The organism is Pseudoalteromonas sp. BMB, assembly GCF_001709235.1.
GTDB lineage: Bacteria > Pseudomonadota > Gammaproteobacteria > Enterobacterales > Alteromonadaceae > Pseudoalteromonas > Pseudoalteromonas maricaloris.
On sequence record NZ_MBQA01000161.1, the window covers coordinates 21,871 to 38,772 of the forward strand.

Consider the following 16,902-nt stretch of genomic DNA (forward strand, 5'->3'; position numbering starts at 1 on the left):
CTAATTTGAAAGTATGACGTGATTATCCGGCCAAAAAATATGGCATTTTTTCATCTCTCCACTTTTTTCCACAAAATTCATGATCTTCCACAAATCCCGCGATTTTTCTGGCTTTCAAAGGCGTTAAAGGTACCGACTGAGCTTGACAAAAGTGCTTGTCAAGCCCTAGACTGTTCTTCTGTGGTAAAAAGTGGGTTTTAGTGGATCAAACTGGATCAACCAACTTAGAAATAGGATCACGCATGTTTCGAGGTGCAAGTTCGCTAGCTTTGGATGACAAAGGGCGTTTTGCGGTACCGACTAAGTACCGTCAACCGCTGCTGTCCGAAGATCAGGGAACTGTTATTTGTACTATTGCGATCAACGAACCGTGCTTGTGGCTCTACCCACTCTCCGAATGGCTAGAAATTGAGACCAAACTAAGTCGCATCTCTAATACCAATCCCAGAGTGAGACGTTGGCAGCGGATGTTGCTAGGTCATGCTACAGAATACCAACTAGACAAAAATGGCCGAATTTTACTGGCGCCTTCATTGCGATCCCATGCGCAATTAGGCAAAAAGATCATGCTAGTTGGGTTACTCAATAAATTTGAAATTTGGGACGAAGAACGCTGGTATCAGCAAATGCAGGCAGATACCGAAATTGAACACTCAGGAAACTTTGAGGAAAGCCCTGAATTGGAAAACTTTTCCTTGTAGGGGTAAACAAATTAATGAGCGAAGAGTTTAAGCATATTTCGGTATTAATGACCGAAACCCTAGATGCCCTAGCAATTAACCCTGAAGGTATATATATCGACGGGACGTTTGGTCGTGGTGGGCACTCAGGTGAAATCCTCAAAAGATTGTCGACTGGGCGTTTACAAGCCATAGATCAAGACCCTCAAGCGATTAAGGCGGCTGAAAAGTTTGCCGATGATACACGTTTCTCTATAGCGCGAAGCCGCTTCTCGCAAATTAAATCTGTCGCGGAACAAGCCGGTATCTTAGGTCAGGTAGATGGCATCTTGTTGGACATTGGTGTGTCTTCACCTCAGCTCGATGATGCAGACCGTGGCTTTAGCTTTATGAAAGACGGGCCACTGGATATGCGTATGGATCCTGATTCCGGTCGCAGCGCTGCACAGTGGCTAGCAGAAGCAGAGCTTGAAGAAATGGTATTCGTGATCAAAAAGTATGGCGAAGAAAAGTTTGCCACTCGTATTGCTCGTAAAGTCATTGAAGTACGTGAGCACACCGCGATTACAACCACAGCGCAATTAGCGCAATTGATAGATGAAGCTGTGCCTGTCAAAGACAAACACAAGCATCCTGCAACTCGTACTTTCCAAGCCATTCGTATTTATATTAACAGCGAGTTAGAAGAAATTCAGACTGCATTGCAAGCGTCACTTGAGGTATTAAAACCTGGTGGTCGGTTAGTGGTGATCTCGTTTCATTCTCTAGAAGATCGCATTGTAAAGCAGTTTATCAAGAAGCAGAGTAAGGGAGAGGCGATACCCAGAGGTCTGCCTTTAACGGATGAACAACTTAAACAAAATCTCACCTTAAAGGCAGTGGGTAAAGCCATTAAGCCTAGCGATGCAGAGATTGCACAAAATCCACGCTCGCGAAGCTCAGTATTAAGAGTGGCGGAGAAGCTCTAATGAATGCAAGTAAGCAACGTCAACCGAATCTATTTGTAGAAATAGGCTATTACATTATTGCTAATAAGTTGACGGCATTCTTGCTACTTACGATTTTGATTTCTGCACTCGCGGTAGTGCAAATTACCCATTTAACTCGCCAACAATTGATACAGCAGGATGAGCTATTGCAACAGCGCGATGAGTTAGACTTACAATGGAGATATCTCGTTGTGGAAGAAGAGTTTTACTCCCAGCATGCAAGGATTGAAGAGATAGCCAAGATGCAGTTAGAGATGAAACGTCCAACCAGTAAAGATGAACAGGTGATTGTGCTGCCATGAATAAACAAAAGCAAAAAACTCAATCTATTATCACCTGGCGCTTTGCTCTAGTTTGCGGCGTAATGCTCACCGTTTTTATGACGCTTGTTGCACGCGCTGCATTTTTGCAAGTAATTGAGCCTGATAAGGCCATTGAAGAAAACGATAAGCGCACCGTACGGGTTGAGAAACTCAATGTCCAACGAGGCATGATTTTCGACCGCAATGGCAAAGAGCTGGCTGTGAGTGTGCCGGTTGTGAGTGTTTATGCAGATCCTCTTGCCATTGATAAGGCACTTGCCAAAAAAGTGTTACGTAAAGCCCGTAAAGAAGGTGAAGATTATAAGGCGTTGGAGCAAAACGATGCTGAGCTGAAAATACGGAAACAAGCTTGGTACGATGATGAGCTCAGGTGGAAAGAGCTTGCGGATGTGCTCAGACTTAAACCAGAAAATGTCGATGAACGGCTTAGGGGAGACCCAAGCCGTCGTTTTGTCTATTTGAAGCGTCAAGTGACGGCGGTTGTTGCCAACTATATTCGTCAAATGCGCCTGCCGGGCGTGCACTTGCTTGACGAGTCCAAACGGTTTTACCCAAGCGGCGAAGTAACGGCGCACATGATTGGTGTTACCGATATTGATGGCAAAGGTATAGAAGGCGTTGAGCGTATGTTCGACTCTGCATTAACCGGTACGGCTGGTAAACGCACCATTCGTAAAGATGCGCAGGGTCGTGAAGTACAAGTACTTTCAGAAGAACAGCGTGTTGAGCCAGAAGATGTTTACTTGAGTATCGATTTACGGATCCAGGCTATTGCCTATCGCGCGTTAAAGTCGGCGGTACTGAGCTATAAAGCTACCTCTGGTTCGGCGATAGTTGTTGATGTACACACTGGCGAGATTTTAGCTTTGGTGAATAGCCCAAGCTTTAATCCTAACGATCTAAGTACTGCTGCACCTTATAAGCGTCGTAATCGTGCTATGACTGACCTATTTGAACCCGGTTCAACCTTAAAGCCTTTAGCGGTATTGGCTGGTTTAAATTATGGTGCTGTTAAGGCAACAGACACGATAGATACTTATCCGGGCTGGATGAACTTAAGCGGTGGCTTGGTGAAAGATACTCGCAACAATGGTGAGCTGAGCTTAAGAGAAATTCTTAAAATCTCCAGTAACATGGGGGTTGCGAAGATCTCACAAATGCTGCCAAAAGAGTATTTTATCAATTTATACCAAGAAGTGGGTTTTGGTGAGCCAACGGGCTCAAACATGATTGGTGAAAGCGCTGGCTTATTTTATCCAAACCGCCGTTGGTCTAACTTTGAAATTGCAACACTCTCTTATGGTTACGCAGTATCTGTAAGCACTGCACAAATGGCGAGACTTTACGCCATGTTTGGAGCCGGCGGTATCTTGCGACCACTCACTATTGTGAAGCAAGATGAAATTCCTGAAGGCAAGCGTATTTTTAGCGAGCAAGATACACATGCCGTGGTAGAGATGATGGAGTCAGTATTTGAACGTGGTGGTACTGCCCACAACGTAAAAGTTGATGGATACCGTGCCGCTGGTAAAACAGGTACTTCAGAAAAAGCGGTTGCGGGTGGCTATGGTGATGAGTACGTTGGTTACTTTGCGGGCGTTGCACCGGTAAGTGACCCAAAGCTTGCGGTTGTGGTGATGGTCAATGAACCAGCGGGAGATGTTTACTATGGCGGTCAAACCGCAGGGCCTGCTTTTGCTGAAATTATGTCTAATGCACTGAGAATTCTAAACGTAGCACCTGATAAAGAGCGTGTGGCTTATATTTCTGGAGCAGATAACGATGCGTGATCTGGCTCAGGTACTCAGTGATTATGGTGTCAATATTGCCGCTGTTGAGGTTGAGCATCTACGCATAGACAGTCGAGCGATTGAGCCGGGTGATTGTTTTGTTGCACTGCAAGGTCATGCCCAAGACGGTGCTAAATATGCCGCCAGTGCCGTTGCGCAAGGCGCTAAATGTGTGCTTGCAGAAACGGGAAGCGAGCTTAATGTTGCACCAGAGCAAGCGATTTTTATCGATAATCTTGCTGATAAGTTGGCAGCAATTGCAGCGCAGTTTTATGCATACCCGAGTAAAAAGCTCAAACTCACAGGCGTTACTGGCACCAATGGTAAATCTACCACGACAGCAATGATTGCCAATTTAGCGAGCCTAACCGATAGTGCGGGGGCTGTGATAGGTACGCTTGGTTATGGTCAACCAGACAGCCTTATTCCGCTGGCAAACACCACGCCGTCAAACGTAGATTTACAACGTATTTTGGCGTTTTTACAGCAACAATATGACCAAGTCGCGATGGAGGTATCTTCCCATGGCTTGGTGCAAGGTCGAGTTGACGAATGCGACTTCGATGTGGCTGTTTTCACCAACTTGACGCGCGATCACTTAGATTATCACGGTGATATGCAAAGCTATGCAGAAGCCAAGAAACTACTATTCACTCGCTGTGCGCCAAATCACAAAGTCATCAATATTGACGATGAAGTGGGGGCAAGTTGGGCCGCTGAATTCAACGACGACAACGTGGTTGTTTACGGTCGCTGGAGTGAAGCGCATAGCTACCAACAATATGTATTCTTTGATGCCGTGTCGGCACACCCAAATGGTTTAACAGCGACATTAAAAACCAGCTGGGGTGAATGTGAAGTCAGTGTGCCACTGTATGGTGAGTTTAATCTTTATAATTTAGCTGCTGCGATTGCGACCTTACTATTACAAGGCGCAAGTCTTGAAGCATTAAGCGAAGCTTGCAGCCAGCTCTCGCCAGTTGCAGGCCGCATGCAGCCATTTAGTGCCCCTGAAAAACCTACATGTATTGTTGATTATGCCCATACCCCAGACGCTTTGGCACTTGCACTACAAGCCTTGCGAGCACATGTACCAGGTAATCTTATCTGTGTGTTTGGTTGCGGTGGTGATAGAGATAAAGGTAAGCGTCCTGAAATGGCGCGAGCAGCAGAGAAATATGCAGATAAACTGGTGATCACCAGCGATAATCCACGAAGTGAAGATCCCAATTTAATCATTGATGACGTTAAGGCAGGACTCATCCACCCTGAGTATGCTGTCTGCCAGCCTGATAGAGGGCTAGCCATTCAACACGCGATAGGCCTAGCTGATGAAAACAGCGTGGTGCTGATCGCGGGGAAAGGGCATGAGGATTATCAAATTATAGGTACTGAGCGCATTGATTTTTGTGATAGGCAATGCGTTGCAGCGATTTTACGAGGGGAAAAGGCATGATCAAGATGGATTTTTCTTGGCTTGCAGCAGTCTTAAAAACCCCTTATGACGGGGAGAATTTGGCAGTCGCCAATATTAATACTGATACCAGAACAATACAGTCTGGAGAGGTATTTTTAGCACTTAAAGGGCCTAACTTTGACGGCCACCGCTTCTTGGATGTGGCCAAAGCGCAAGGTGCTATTGCAGCTATTGTTTCTGAGCATGATGAAGATATCGATTTACCACAGTTTGTGGTTGCAGATACGCGCATTGCTTTAGGCCAAATTGGCCGAGCAGTAATTGAAACCGTTGCCCCTAAAACCATTGCAATTACCGGCAGTGTCGGTAAAACCACAGTGAAAGAAATGTGTGCGGCGATTTTGGCGCAAAAAGGCAAAGTCCTTGCGACGAAAGGTAATTTTAATAACGACATCGGGGTACCGTTGACGCTATTGCGCTTAAGTGAAGATGATGAATATGCGGTGATAGAACTCGGCGCTAACCACTTGGGTGAAATTGCTTATACCACTGCATTAGTAAGTCCAGACGTGGCGACAGTATGTAACGTCGCACCAGCCCATATCGAAGGGTTTGGTTCAATTGATGGCGTAGGAAAAGCGAAAGGTGAGATTTTCTCAGGCCTCAAAGCTGACGGTGTCGCAGTCATCAATGCGGATAGTGATTATGCTCAGATGTGGCAGGAAAGCTTAGCTGTTTCTAAAGTGAAACGTTATAGCTTAAATGCTCAGCTTGATATTTGGGTGGAAGCAATTGAGTTGGATGAGCTAGCTCGCCCGACCTTCACGCTATGCCAAGGTGAAGAGCGTACCACCATTAGTTTACCGCTTAGTGGCCAGCACAACGTTGGCAATGCGTTGATTGCGGCAGCATTGACAACTGAACTGGGCGCAAGCTTAAGTGAGGTGGTAACGGGTCTTGAACAAATGGCTGAAGTAAAGGGCCGTGTCAACATGATCCAAGTCTCGGACACACTGCGTGTCGTCGATGACACCTACAATGCAAACGTGAAATCTGTCAACGCGGCGATTGATTTACTGGCGTCTATGTCTGGCTATAAAGTATTGGCGTTGGGCGATATGGCAGAACTGGGTGAAGATGCCCGCGAATATCACCGTGAAGTCGGCGAGTACGCTAAGCAGCAAGGCATTGATGAATTGTTTTCATTGGGGGTGCTGAGTAGTAGCGCTAGCAATGTATTTGAAAAGCCAAATCGTCATTTCTCGACTCGCGAGAATTTAATGAAGGCGTTACGGGTTGTATTGGCCGAGCAATCAGGACAATGCACCGTTATCGTTAAAGGATCACGTAGTGCGCGGATGGAACTGCTCGTTGAAGAATTAGTAAACGCTGGCCAGTCGGATAGCGAGACAGGAGAAGTATCATGTTAGTTTGGCTAGCCGAGTATCTTACCCAATATTATTCTGGGTTTAACGTATTTTCTTACCTTACCCTGAGGGCGATTTTAGGCATTTTAACGGCCTTAATGATTTCGTTGTATTTTGGCCCTAAACTTATTGCTGCATTACAGCGCATGCAGATTGGTCAGACCGTACGTGATGATGGTCCTGAATCGCACTTGTCCAAGTCGGGTACGCCAACTATGGGTGGACTGTTAATTCTGGCTGCGATCTTTACCAGTACGCTACTGTGGGGCGACCTTAGCAACAAATATGTATGGGTGACGTTATTTGTCATTGGTAGCTTAGGTATTGTTGGATTCGTGGATGATTACCGCAAGGTGATCAGAAAAGACAGTAAAGGCCTAATTGCACGTTGGAAGTACTTCTGGCAGTCGGTTATTGCGATCTCTACGGCGGCATTTTTGTACTTTACGTCCACCAGCGCTGCGGAAACCACGTTAGTCGTGCCATTTTTGAAAGATGTATTACCACAACTTGGTTTGTTCTATTTAGTCATGAGTTACTTTGTGATTGTGGGTACGTCAAACGCAGTTAACCTGACTGATGGCTTGGATGGTCTTGCCATTGTTCCGACCATTTTGGTTGCCTCAGCACTCGCTATTATTGCTTACGTTACTGGTAACGCTAATTTCTCAAGCTACCTTCATATTCCTCATTTGCCACTCACAAGTGAATTGGTTGTGGTATGTACGGCGATTGTTGGCGCAGGTCTTGGTTTCTTATGGTTTAACACCTATCCGGCACAAGTCTTTATGGGCGATGTTGGTTCATTGGCGCTGGGTGGTGCACTCGGGATCATCGCTATTTTAGTACGCCAAGAGTTAGTGCTGATCATTATGGGTGGTGTATTTGTGATGGAGGCATTATCCGTGATTTTACAGGTAGGGTCTTACAAACTCAGAGGTCAGCGGATCTTTAGAATGGCCCCGATTCACCATCATTACGAATTAAAAGGATGGCCTGAGCCACGCGTGATAGTCCGTTTTTGGATCATCTCGATTATCTTGGTTCTGGCCGGTCTTGCGACGTTGAAGATTAGATAATGACGTATATTGAGCAATTACAGAAAAAGCATGTCACGGTACTGGGACTTGGAGTCACAGGACAGGGGATTGTGCGTTTTCTGCTGTCGCACGGTATTAATCCAAAAGTGGTTGATAGTCGTCCAGTGCCTCCGGGCTCGGATTGGCTAAGTCACAACGCACCTGAATGTGAAGCGGTATTTGGCAATCTTGCTGATGCCGCTTTGGCGCAAACGGATCTGATTATCATCAGCCCAGGGATCCCGTTATTTGAACAAAGCGTTGCCGCAGCCATTGCCGAAGGCGTTGAAGTCATCGGCGATATCGAGCTATTTGCACGCCTTAATACCCGCCCTGTAATTGCCGTTACGGGCTCTAACGGTAAGTCCACCGTTGTTACGCTCGCGACAGAAGTATTGAAAGCCGCAGGCTTAAAAGTTGGGCTTGGCGGCAATATTGGCACGTCTGTGCTGTCGTTGTTAGAGCAGCCGCATGATGTTTATGTGCTCGAGCTGTCTAGTTTTCAGCTTGAAACCACGCATAGCTTGGCTTGTTTGTCGGCAATGATCCTCAATATTACTGAAGATCACATGGATCGCTATCCTGATTTTCAAGCTTATATTGAAGCGAAGCAACGTATTTACCAGCATGTTGAACATATTGTCTTTAATGCTGAAGATCATTATACCTTTGCGCAGCATGGGCAAGGCAGCAGTGTATCCCTCACTGAGGGGGATTATCACTTAATGACCTTTGACGGTGAACCGCATTTTGCACACAAACAAACACCACTGCTAGCGGTAAAAACGTTGGCGATGGTGGGGCGACATAATCAATTTAACGCCTTGGCGGTATTAGCGTTATTAGCGCCGATGCAATTACCTATGCAGGCATTTGCCAGCGCGTTTGCGAGTTTCACGGGGTTACCTCATCGTTGTCAGTTAGTTGCCGATGTTGCAGGGGTTCGTTACTTCAACGATTCAAAGGCAACGAATGTTGGCTCGACGGTCGCCGCTATTGATTCTTTGGCTTCAGGCCGAAAAAACATTATTTTGATTGTGGGTGGTGATGCGAAAGGGGCAGACCTTTCACCGCTCAAGACACCACTCACTACGCATTGCAAAGTGCTATTTTGTTTCGGACAAGACGGCGCACAGTTTATGCCACTGCTGCGCAATAGCCATCAGGTCAACAATTTAGAAGAAGCCGTGTTGGCGGCAAAAACGATAGCGACCAATGGTGATATTGTGCTATTAGCACCAGCCTGTGCCAGCATAGATATGTATCCAAACTATATGGCGCGTGGGGATGAGTTCGTCCGTTTAGTGGGGGAACATGCTTGATTAACGTCGCTGATATCAAAGAGGCGCTAACGCCTCGCCAGTCCGAAAGCTTATTTGACGTACCTTTGATGTACTGCATGCTCATGCTTATTGGAGTGGGATTTGTGATGGTGACAAGTGCTTCTATGCCGGTTGCCGAGCGACTGTTTGATAACCCTTTTCACTTTACCATTCGCCACGTTATCTTTTTAGTGGGCTCGTTTATTCTCTTTTGGTTTGCGACGAGTGTGCCAATGACTTGGTGGAAACGCAGTAATCCATATTTGCTGCTTTTTGGTTTGGTACTGTTAGTGGCGGTACTCATTATTGGTCGCGAAGTAAATGGTGCAAGGCGCTGGATCCCGCTTGGTCCTTTTGGTTTGCAAGTAGCGGAGGCATCTAAGCTATTTTTCTTCAGCTATATTGCCGGCTACTTGGTACGTAAACGCGATGAAGTACAAGAAAACATCAAAGGTTTCGCTAAGCCAATGATTGTGTTTGCGGTGTATGCGTTCTTAATTTTGATGCAGCCGGATTTAGGTACTGTGGTGGTCATGTTTGTGACGACCGTAGGCCTGTTGTTTTTAGCCGGTGCAAGGCTTTGGCAGTTTTTTACCTTAATGCTTACTGGTGTCTCTTTGGTGGTACTGCTTATCATCATTGAGCCATATCGTATGAAGCGTGTCGTGGGCTTTTTAAACCCTTGGGAAGATCCATTTGGCGCTGGTTATCAATTGGTACAATCATTAATGGCATACGGCCAAGGTGGCTGGTTTGGTCAAGGCTTGGGCAATAGCATACAAAAGCTACAGTATTTGCCGGAAGCACATAATGACTTTATTTTTGCTGTAATAGCGGAAGAACTGGGCTTTATTGGTGTATTTAGCATAATTATTGTACTCGGAATATTGGTTACTCGAGCGCTTTTTATCGGGCAAAAGGCCCTTAAAGCAGGCAAAGAATACGAAGGGTATTTTGCCTTGGGCATTGGTATTTGGTTTGCCTTTCAGGCAGTCGTTAATATTGGTGCGAGCGCTGGCATTTTACCCACTAAAGGTTTAACACTGCCATTTGTTTCTTACGGTGGCTCTAGCCTTTGGGTGATGACAATTGCGGCGGGCATTCTACAACGTATAGATTTTGAGACAAAAATGTCGACAAGGCAGGCAACATCCCGTGGAGGTAGACGATGACAAAACGTCTTCTAGTGGTCGCGGGCGGTACAGGTGGACATATTTTTCCAGGTATTGCAGTGGCACAATTTTTACAAGCGCAGGCTTGGCAAGTGAGCTGGGTTGGCACTGCGGACAGAATGGAAGCGGATGTGGTGCCGCGTTACGGTTTTGAAATTGATTTCATTGCCATGAAAGGCTTACGTGGTAACGGAGTCAAACGATTACTAACCGCGCCATTTATGGTTTTAAAAGCGGTACTTGTAGCAAAGCGTATTTTACAACAGCGTAAACCTGATGTGGTGTTAGCCATGGGCGGTTATGTAACTGGCCCGGTAGGTGTTGCTGCGAAACTGCTTGGGATCCCTTTGGTGATCCATGAGCAAAATGCGGTTGCGGGTATGAGCAATAAGTTGCTGGCGAAAATTGCAAGTCGCGTACTGGCTGGTTTTCCCGGCGCATTCAGTGAAAAGCTCGCTCAGGTTGTGGGGAATCCGGTACGTGCAAGTGTTGCTGAGATTAGCGATAAACCGGTTTCAGTGCCGTTAAATCTATTAATTGTCGGTGGTTCATTGGGAGCAAAAGCACTGAATGAAACCGTGCCAGAAGGACTTAAGTTACTTCAGCAACAGGTGGCCAGTATCGGATTAAATATTCGTCATCAAAGCGGTAAACATAACCAAGACGATACACAACAACGATATGAAAGTGCAGGCATTAATGCTGAGGTCAGCGAGTTCATTCATGATATGGATGCCGCATACGCTTGGGCTGACTTGGTTATTTGCCGTGCCGGTGCGCTTACCGTGAGTGAAATAGCCGCAGCTGGGAAAACGGCGATTTTTGTGCCTTTCCCACATGCCGTTGACGATCACCAGACGGCTAACGCGCAATTTTTAGTGTCGGCTGGGGCAGCTTTTATATTGCAGCAAACTGCACTGACGCCAGAAATGCTAGCAACTACACTGCAGCCACTTGTTATTGAGCCGCAAAAAATTGCGACCATGGCAGCAAAAGCGAGACAATGCGGTAAGTCGGAGGCAACAGCGAAAGTTGCCCAAATTTGTACAGAATTATCGAACTAGGATATTAAATGGAAGCTTCAAGCAGAAGAGCAATGCGACGTATCAACACCATCCACTTTATCGGGATTGGTGGTGCTGGTATGGGTGGGATTGCAGAAGTGCTGGCCTTTGAAGGTTACCGAATTACAGGCTCAGATATCGCTAAAAGTACGATGACAGAGCGATTAACAAATATGGGCGCCGAGATCTTTATCGGCCACCAAGCTGAAAATGTAAAAATGGCTGATGTGGTTGTGGTATCAAGTGCCATCAACGACCAAAACCCAGAGATCCAAGCGGCGAAGGCAAACCGTACGCCAATCGTTCGTCGCGCCGAAATGCTCGCCGAGTTGATGCGCTTTCGTCACGGGATTGCAGTGGCAGGAACACATGGTAAGACCACAACGACGAGCCTAATCGCGAGTATTTTTGCGCGGGCTGAGCTGGATCCAACCTTTATTATTGGTGGCTTGCTCAATAGTGCTGGCAGTAATGCCAAAGTGGGCAGCAGTGAATACCTTATCGCGGAAGCGGACGAGAGCGATGCATCGTTTTTGCATTTGCAGCCGATGGTGTCGGTGGTAACAAATATCGAAGAAGACCACATGGATACTTACGACGGTGACTTCGAAAAAATGAAAGACACCTACATCGAGTTTATCCATAACTTACCATTTTATGGTCTAGCGGTGGTGTGTATCGATTCGCCAGTCGTGAGAGAATTATTGCCACGTTTTGCAAGGCCGACAATCACGTATGGTGAGGCTAACGATGCGGATTATCAGTTACTGGACTTCAAGCAAACACAAAGTGAATCACACTTTAAAGTCAGAACCAAAGACGGTGAGTTACTTGAAGTGAAGCTAAATATGCCAGGTAAGCACAATGCATTGAACGCGCTGGCATCTATTGCGGTTGCAAAAGATCACAATATTGAAAATGAAGCGATTTATCAGGCGCTAGCCAATTTTGAAGGTGTAGGACGTCGCTTCCAGCATTACGGCTCATTCAATAATGAAGTGGGTGAGGTGATGCTGGTTGATGATTATGGTCACCATCCGTCTGAAGTTGCGATGACGATAAAAGCAGCTAAATCTGGTTGGCCTGATAAGCGTTTGGTTATGATTTATCAGCCACATCGCTATAGTCGAACACGCGATTTATATGAAGATTTCGTAAAAGTGCTTTGCGATGTTGATAAACTACTGCTGTTAGATGTATATAGTGCCGGTGAAGCGCCTATCGTTGGTGCGGATAGTAAAAGTTTGTGCCGTAGTCTCCGTCAACGTGGCGTTGAGCCGATCCATATCAGTGACCATGGTGAATTGGCGAAAGTGTTGGCAAGCACCATGGCAGATGGTGATTTAGTGTTGACGCAAGGGGCCGGCAATATAGGTCAGATCGTGAAGCAGTTAGCCGCTACCGGGCTATCGATAGCGCAGTTAAAACAGAGTGAATTATGAGTAGTCAGTTTGGAAAAGTAGCCGTATTACTTGGCGGTAGTTCAGCAGAGCGAGAGGTGTCGCTAAAATCCGGTAATGCAGTGTTAAATGCCTTCGTCAATCAAGGTATAGATGCGATTGCTTTTGATCCCGCAGAACGTAATTTATGGCAACTTAAAGACCTAGGTGTGGATCGCGTATTCATTGCACTACATGGCCGTGGCGGTGAAGATGGCACTATTCAAGGTGCGCTTGAGTTTATGGGAATACCATATACAGGAAGCGGTGTACTTGGTAGTGCGCTTGCAATGGATAAAGTTCGCTGTAAGCATCTATTTCAGTCTGCCAAGTTAAGTACGGCACCTTATGCTGTTGTAAGCAAAGAGATGGGTTTTGATGCTAAGGCGCTAATCGCTGAGTTTGGCAAAGTCATGGTAAAGCCAAGTCACGAAGGCTCAAGCATAGGTATGGCTCAGGCAGACAGCGAAGAGACCCTGACTGGGGCATTAAATAATGCCTTTACGTTTGACGATCAAGTTCTCGTTGAACAATGGATCACTGGACGCGAGTTTACCGTGTCTATGCTCGGTAAAGAGGCATTGCCTGTTATTGAAATGCGTACGCCTCGTGGTTTTTATGATTATGAAGCGAAGTACCAAGTTAACAGTACAGAGTATTATTGTCCGGCGGATATTAGCGCTGCACACACTGAGCAATTACAAGTGATGGCAAAGCACGCTTTTGAATTGGTTGGTGCCACTGGTTGGGGACGTGTTGACGCCATGCAAGATGAGCAAGGTCATTTCTATCTACTCGAGGTAAATACCGTACCTGGTATGACCGAAAAGTCGTTGGTGCCGATGGCAGCAAAAGCAACGGGTGTAAGTTTTGAACAATTAGTTGTTCGCATTTTGGAGCAAACGCTTTAATATGCGAGCATTTTTGGCAGGGTTGAAGCTGATCGGTTCAAGAGTGAACTGGCCCCTTTTTTGGGGACTTAGCTTCTTCTTTGTGGTGATTTTTACATTGGTAAGAGGAACATACTGGGTAAGTGATTGGTTAGTTGCACATCATGATGCGCAAATAAAAACACTCAAAGTGCTCGGTAAACCGCATTATACCAATGAAGATGACATTGTGGCGGCAATTAAAACCGCAGATTTAAATAGTTTTTTTGAGCTTGATGTAAAAGCAGTCCACAAAGCAGTAAAGTCTTTACCTTGGATTGCGACAGTGTCAGTCAGAAAACAATGGCCGGATACGCTGCAAGTCTATGTAGTGGAACATAAGCCGGTTGCGCATTGGAATAGCGATTCATTACTCAATGATGATGGCGAAGTATTCCAAGCGAGTAGTAACAAATTGCCGCAAGGGCTACCTGAATTATATGGCCCTGAAGGAAGTGCTGAAGAAGCATGGCAAACATTTAAGCAGTTTAAAGCTTTGTTGGCGGTAAATCAGTTTACGTTGGAAAGTTTAGCGCTTTCAGAACGATTTGCTTGGCAGCTATGGCTGGACAATGGGATCCGCTTAAATTTAGGGCGTGAAGATAAAGCCAAACGAGTACAACGTTTTATCGACGTGTATCCACGTATGGAACGCCCTGAAGGTAAAGTAATCGATGTCATTGATTTACGCTACGACACGGGACTGGCAGTGAGTTGGAAAGAACCTACTGAGCAGCAAGAACAACAAAATAACAAGAGTGAAGCATGACAAAGTCGGCAGAAAGAAACTTAGTGATTGGATTAGATGTTGGCACATCAAAGGTCGTCGCCACAGTTGGGGAGATCACTGTGGACAATCAACTTAGTATTGTCGGTGTCGGACGCCAGGAGTCTCACGGCATGGATAAGGGCGGGGTAAACGATTTAGACCTCGTTTCTGAGTCTATTAAACGCGCTGTAGATGAAGCAGAGCTAATGGCTGATTGCAGAATAAGCTCGGTTTATTTGGGGATTTCAGGCAAACATATTCAGTGTCAAAACGAAAGTGGCGTGGTGGCAATAAATAATGCTGAAGTTACAGACGATGATATTGCCAATGTTATTCACATTGCACGCTCTGTGCCTATGTCTGCCGAACGCAAAATGCTGCACTCATTGCCGCAAGAATATAGCATCGACATGCAAGAGGGGATCAAAAACCCGCTAGGTATGAGTGGCGTAAGGATGGAAGCGAAAGCACATATCATCACGTGTTCGAATGACATGGCAAAGAATATTGAAAAGTGTGTTGAACGCTGTGGTTTACAGGTAGACCAATTAACGTTTAACGCCTTGGCGTCATGTTACTCGGTGTTGACTGAAGACGAAAAAGAGCTTGGTGTTGCGGTATTAGATATTGGTGGTGGCACCATGGATATTGCTATTTATGTGAATGGGGCGCTGCGTCATACTGCCGTGATCCCGGTTGCGGGTAATCAGGTCACGGGCGATATAGCAAAAATATTTAGAACACCTATTTCGCATGCCGAGTCTCTGAAAGTACAATATGCCTTCGCGTCGAGCCAAATGGCATCAAGTGAAGAAACTATCGAAGTACCAAGTGTTGGTGGGCGTCCTGCGCGGGTAATGTCTCGTCATACTTTGTCTGAGGTGGTAGAGCCAAGATTTAGAGAACTGTTTGAGCTTGCACAAGAAGAATTACGTCGCTCAGGTTTTGAAGATCAAATTGCGGCGGGTCTTGTTATCACTGGCGGTAGTGCCAAGATGCAAGGTGCACAAGAAGTCGCAGAAGATATATTCCAAATGCCAGTAAGAATAGGGAAACCAATTGGCATTAAGGGATTAACAGATTATGTGGATGACCCTGCATATGCAACGGCGGTAGGTTTGTTACAATACGGCCGTTCACTACAATCGATGAATGCACAGAAGTCGAAAGTAGATGCAGAGGGGAGTTGGTGGAACCGTGTTACAAAATGGTTCCAAGGCGAGTTTTAATACTCAAGTCGGAGAGTGAAGATGTTTGATATTATGGAACAGCACAGCGAAGAAGCTGTCATTAAAGTCATCGGTGTCGGTGGCGGCGGCGGTAACGCCGTAGAACACATGGTAAACCAAGAAATTGAAGGTGTACGTTTTATCGTTGCGAATACTGACGCACAAGCGTTACGTCGGTCGTCTGCGGATATTACCGTACAGCTGGGTACTCAGATCACCTCAGGTCTTGGAGCTGGCGCAAACCCAGAAGTGGGCCGCAGCGCAGCAGAAGAAGATCTAGAAACAATCAAGAGCAGCCTTGAAGGCGCAGACATGGTATTTATCGCAGCCGGTATGGGCGGCGGTACAGGTACCGGTGCCGCACCTGTAGTTGCTCGTGCAGCAAAAGAACTAGGTATTTTAACTGTGGCTGTAGTAACGCGTCCTTTCGATCTTGAAGGTAAAAAGCGCATGGCTGCGGCTGAGCAAGGTATTGCTGAGTTGTCAGAAATTGTAGATTCACTTATTACAATTCCAAACAACAAATTGCTTAAAGTTCTTGGTAAAGGGACTACACTGCTAGATGCCTTCGCAAAAGCAAATGACGTGCTTTATGGCGCGGTACAAGGTATTGCAGAGTTGATCACACGTTCAGGTCTAATCAACGTTGACTTTGCGGATGTGAGAACTGTGATGTCGGCAATGGGTACTGCAATGATGGGGACAGCTTCGGCAACAGGTCCTGATCGTGCACAAGAAGCTGCGGAAGCCGCGATTTCTAGCCCACTTTTAGAAGATGTTGACCTAACTGGCGCGAAAGGTATTTTGGTGAATATCACCGCTGGCATGGACATTACTATCGAAGAGTTTGAGGTCGTTGGTAACCATGTTAAAGCGTTAGCGTCAGAGAACGCGACTGTGGTAGTAGGTGCTGTTATTGACCCTGAAATGAGCGAAGAGCTAAGAGTGACCGTGGTTGCTACAGGCTTAGGTGGTGACCGTCGTCCGCAATTTGGTATTGTAGACAATGGCTTTAGACAAGCTTCAGGCTCAGATGCGGTAGGTGGAACACAAACTAGCTCACAAACGAGCATGTATGTGCCAAGCTTTACGCAACCACAAACGTCAGCGGCAGAACCTGAGCAACCAGCTGAAGCGCCTGCACCACAAGTACAAGAGCAGAAGCCACAACAAGCTTCTAGTTCAGCAAGTGCAAAAGGCAGCGACAGTAAAGAAAAAGGTGACTACTTCGATATTCCGGCTTTTTTACGTAAGCAGTCAGACTAAAGTTGGT

The 16,902-nt window shown here is 46.2% G+C and carries 15 protein-coding genes; all 15 read left to right on the forward strand.

Translation table 11 applies throughout. The annotated features are described in order from the left end of the window. Positions 1-242 precede the first annotated feature (242 nt). Genes mraZ through ftsZ form a run of 15 tightly spaced genes read left to right on the forward strand, consistent with a single transcriptional unit; the run spans position 243 to position 16,895 of the window. The gene (gene mraZ, locus BB427_RS11120) at positions 243-701 is read left to right on the forward strand and encodes a division/cell wall cluster transcriptional repressor MraZ (RefSeq protein ID WP_010368661.1); all 459 of its coding nucleotides are present in this window, start codon (positions 243-245) and stop codon (positions 699-701) included. Between the two features lie 14 nt (positions 702-715). Next, positions 716-1,648, forward strand: a complete 933-nt coding sequence (rsmH, locus tag BB427_RS11125) for a 16S rRNA (cytosine(1402)-N(4))-methyltransferase RsmH (RefSeq protein ID WP_039494187.1) — start codon at positions 716-718, stop codon at positions 1,646-1,648. Continuing rightward, a complete protein-coding gene (gene ftsL, locus BB427_RS11130) occupies positions 1,648-1,971 on the forward strand; it encodes a cell division protein FtsL (RefSeq protein ID WP_010368658.1) in 324 nt (107 codons plus the stop codon). The genes rsmH and ftsL overlap by 1 nt, the downstream gene beginning before the upstream one ends. Further along, positions 1,968-3,782: a peptidoglycan D,D-transpeptidase FtsI family protein gene (locus BB427_RS11135; protein ID WP_069020749.1), complete on the forward strand. Its 1,815-nt coding sequence runs from the start codon at positions 1,968-1,970 to the stop codon at positions 3,780-3,782. Before ftsL ends, BB427_RS11135 begins: the two co-directional genes overlap by 4 nt. Continuing rightward, positions 3,775-5,238, forward strand: a complete 1,464-nt coding sequence (locus BB427_RS11140) for a UDP-N-acetylmuramoyl-L-alanyl-D-glutamate--2,6-diaminopimelate ligase (protein WP_069020751.1) — start codon at positions 3,775-3,777, stop codon at positions 5,236-5,238. Before BB427_RS11135 ends, BB427_RS11140 begins: the two co-directional genes overlap by 8 nt. Continuing rightward, positions 5,235-6,629, forward strand: coding sequence for a UDP-N-acetylmuramoyl-tripeptide--D-alanyl-D-alanine ligase (locus BB427_RS11145; RefSeq protein WP_069020753.1), 1,395 nt, complete (start codon positions 5,235-5,237; stop codon positions 6,627-6,629). Before BB427_RS11140 ends, BB427_RS11145 begins: the two co-directional genes overlap by 4 nt. Continuing rightward, positions 6,623-7,705, forward strand: coding sequence for a phospho-N-acetylmuramoyl-pentapeptide-transferase (mraY, locus tag BB427_RS11150; protein WP_010368649.1), 1,083 nt, complete (start codon positions 6,623-6,625; stop codon positions 7,703-7,705). Before BB427_RS11145 ends, mraY begins: the two co-directional genes overlap by 7 nt. Beyond that, the gene (gene murD, locus BB427_RS11155; RefSeq protein WP_069020755.1) at positions 7,705-9,027 is read left to right on the forward strand and encodes a UDP-N-acetylmuramoyl-L-alanine--D-glutamate ligase; all 1,323 of its coding nucleotides are present in this window, start codon (positions 7,705-7,707) and stop codon (positions 9,025-9,027) included. The genes mraY and murD overlap by 1 nt, the downstream gene beginning before the upstream one ends. Then, complete coding sequence (gene ftsW / locus BB427_RS11160) at positions 9,024-10,199, forward strand: cell division protein FtsW (RefSeq protein WP_069020757.1); 1,176 nt, start codon at positions 9,024-9,026, stop codon at positions 10,197-10,199. Before murD ends, ftsW begins: the two co-directional genes overlap by 4 nt. Continuing rightward, on the forward strand, positions 10,196-11,263 hold the full coding sequence (gene murG / locus BB427_RS11165; protein WP_069020758.1) for an undecaprenyldiphospho-muramoylpentapeptide beta-N-acetylglucosaminyltransferase: 1,068 nt from the start codon (positions 10,196-10,198) through the stop codon (positions 11,261-11,263). Before ftsW ends, murG begins: the two co-directional genes overlap by 4 nt. An 8-nt stretch (positions 11,264-11,271) precedes the next feature. Further along, positions 11,272-12,705 carry a UDP-N-acetylmuramate--L-alanine ligase gene (murC, locus tag BB427_RS11170; protein WP_045962936.1) on the forward strand — a complete coding sequence of 478 codons (1,434 nt, stop codon included), beginning with the start codon at positions 11,272-11,274 and terminating at the stop codon, positions 12,703-12,705. Continuing rightward, entirely contained in the window at positions 12,702-13,613 is a 912-nt protein-coding gene (locus tag BB427_RS11175) for a D-alanine--D-alanine ligase (protein WP_069020759.1), read from the forward strand. Before murC ends, BB427_RS11175 begins: the two co-directional genes overlap by 4 nt. A gap of 1 nt (position 13,614) precedes the next feature. After that, positions 13,615-14,400, forward strand: coding sequence for a cell division protein FtsQ/DivIB (locus BB427_RS11180; protein ID WP_069020760.1), 786 nt, complete (start codon positions 13,615-13,617; stop codon positions 14,398-14,400). Further along, on the forward strand, positions 14,397-15,629 hold the full coding sequence (gene ftsA, locus BB427_RS11185; protein WP_010605798.1) for a cell division protein FtsA: 1,233 nt from the start codon (positions 14,397-14,399) through the stop codon (positions 15,627-15,629). The genes BB427_RS11180 and ftsA overlap by 4 nt, the downstream gene beginning before the upstream one ends. A gap of 21 nt (positions 15,630-15,650) precedes the next feature. After that, on the forward strand, positions 15,651-16,895 hold the full coding sequence (gene ftsZ / locus BB427_RS11190; RefSeq protein ID WP_045987929.1) for a cell division protein FtsZ: 1,245 nt from the start codon (positions 15,651-15,653) through the stop codon (positions 16,893-16,895). The last annotated feature ends 7 nt before the right edge of the window (positions 16,896-16,902 follow it).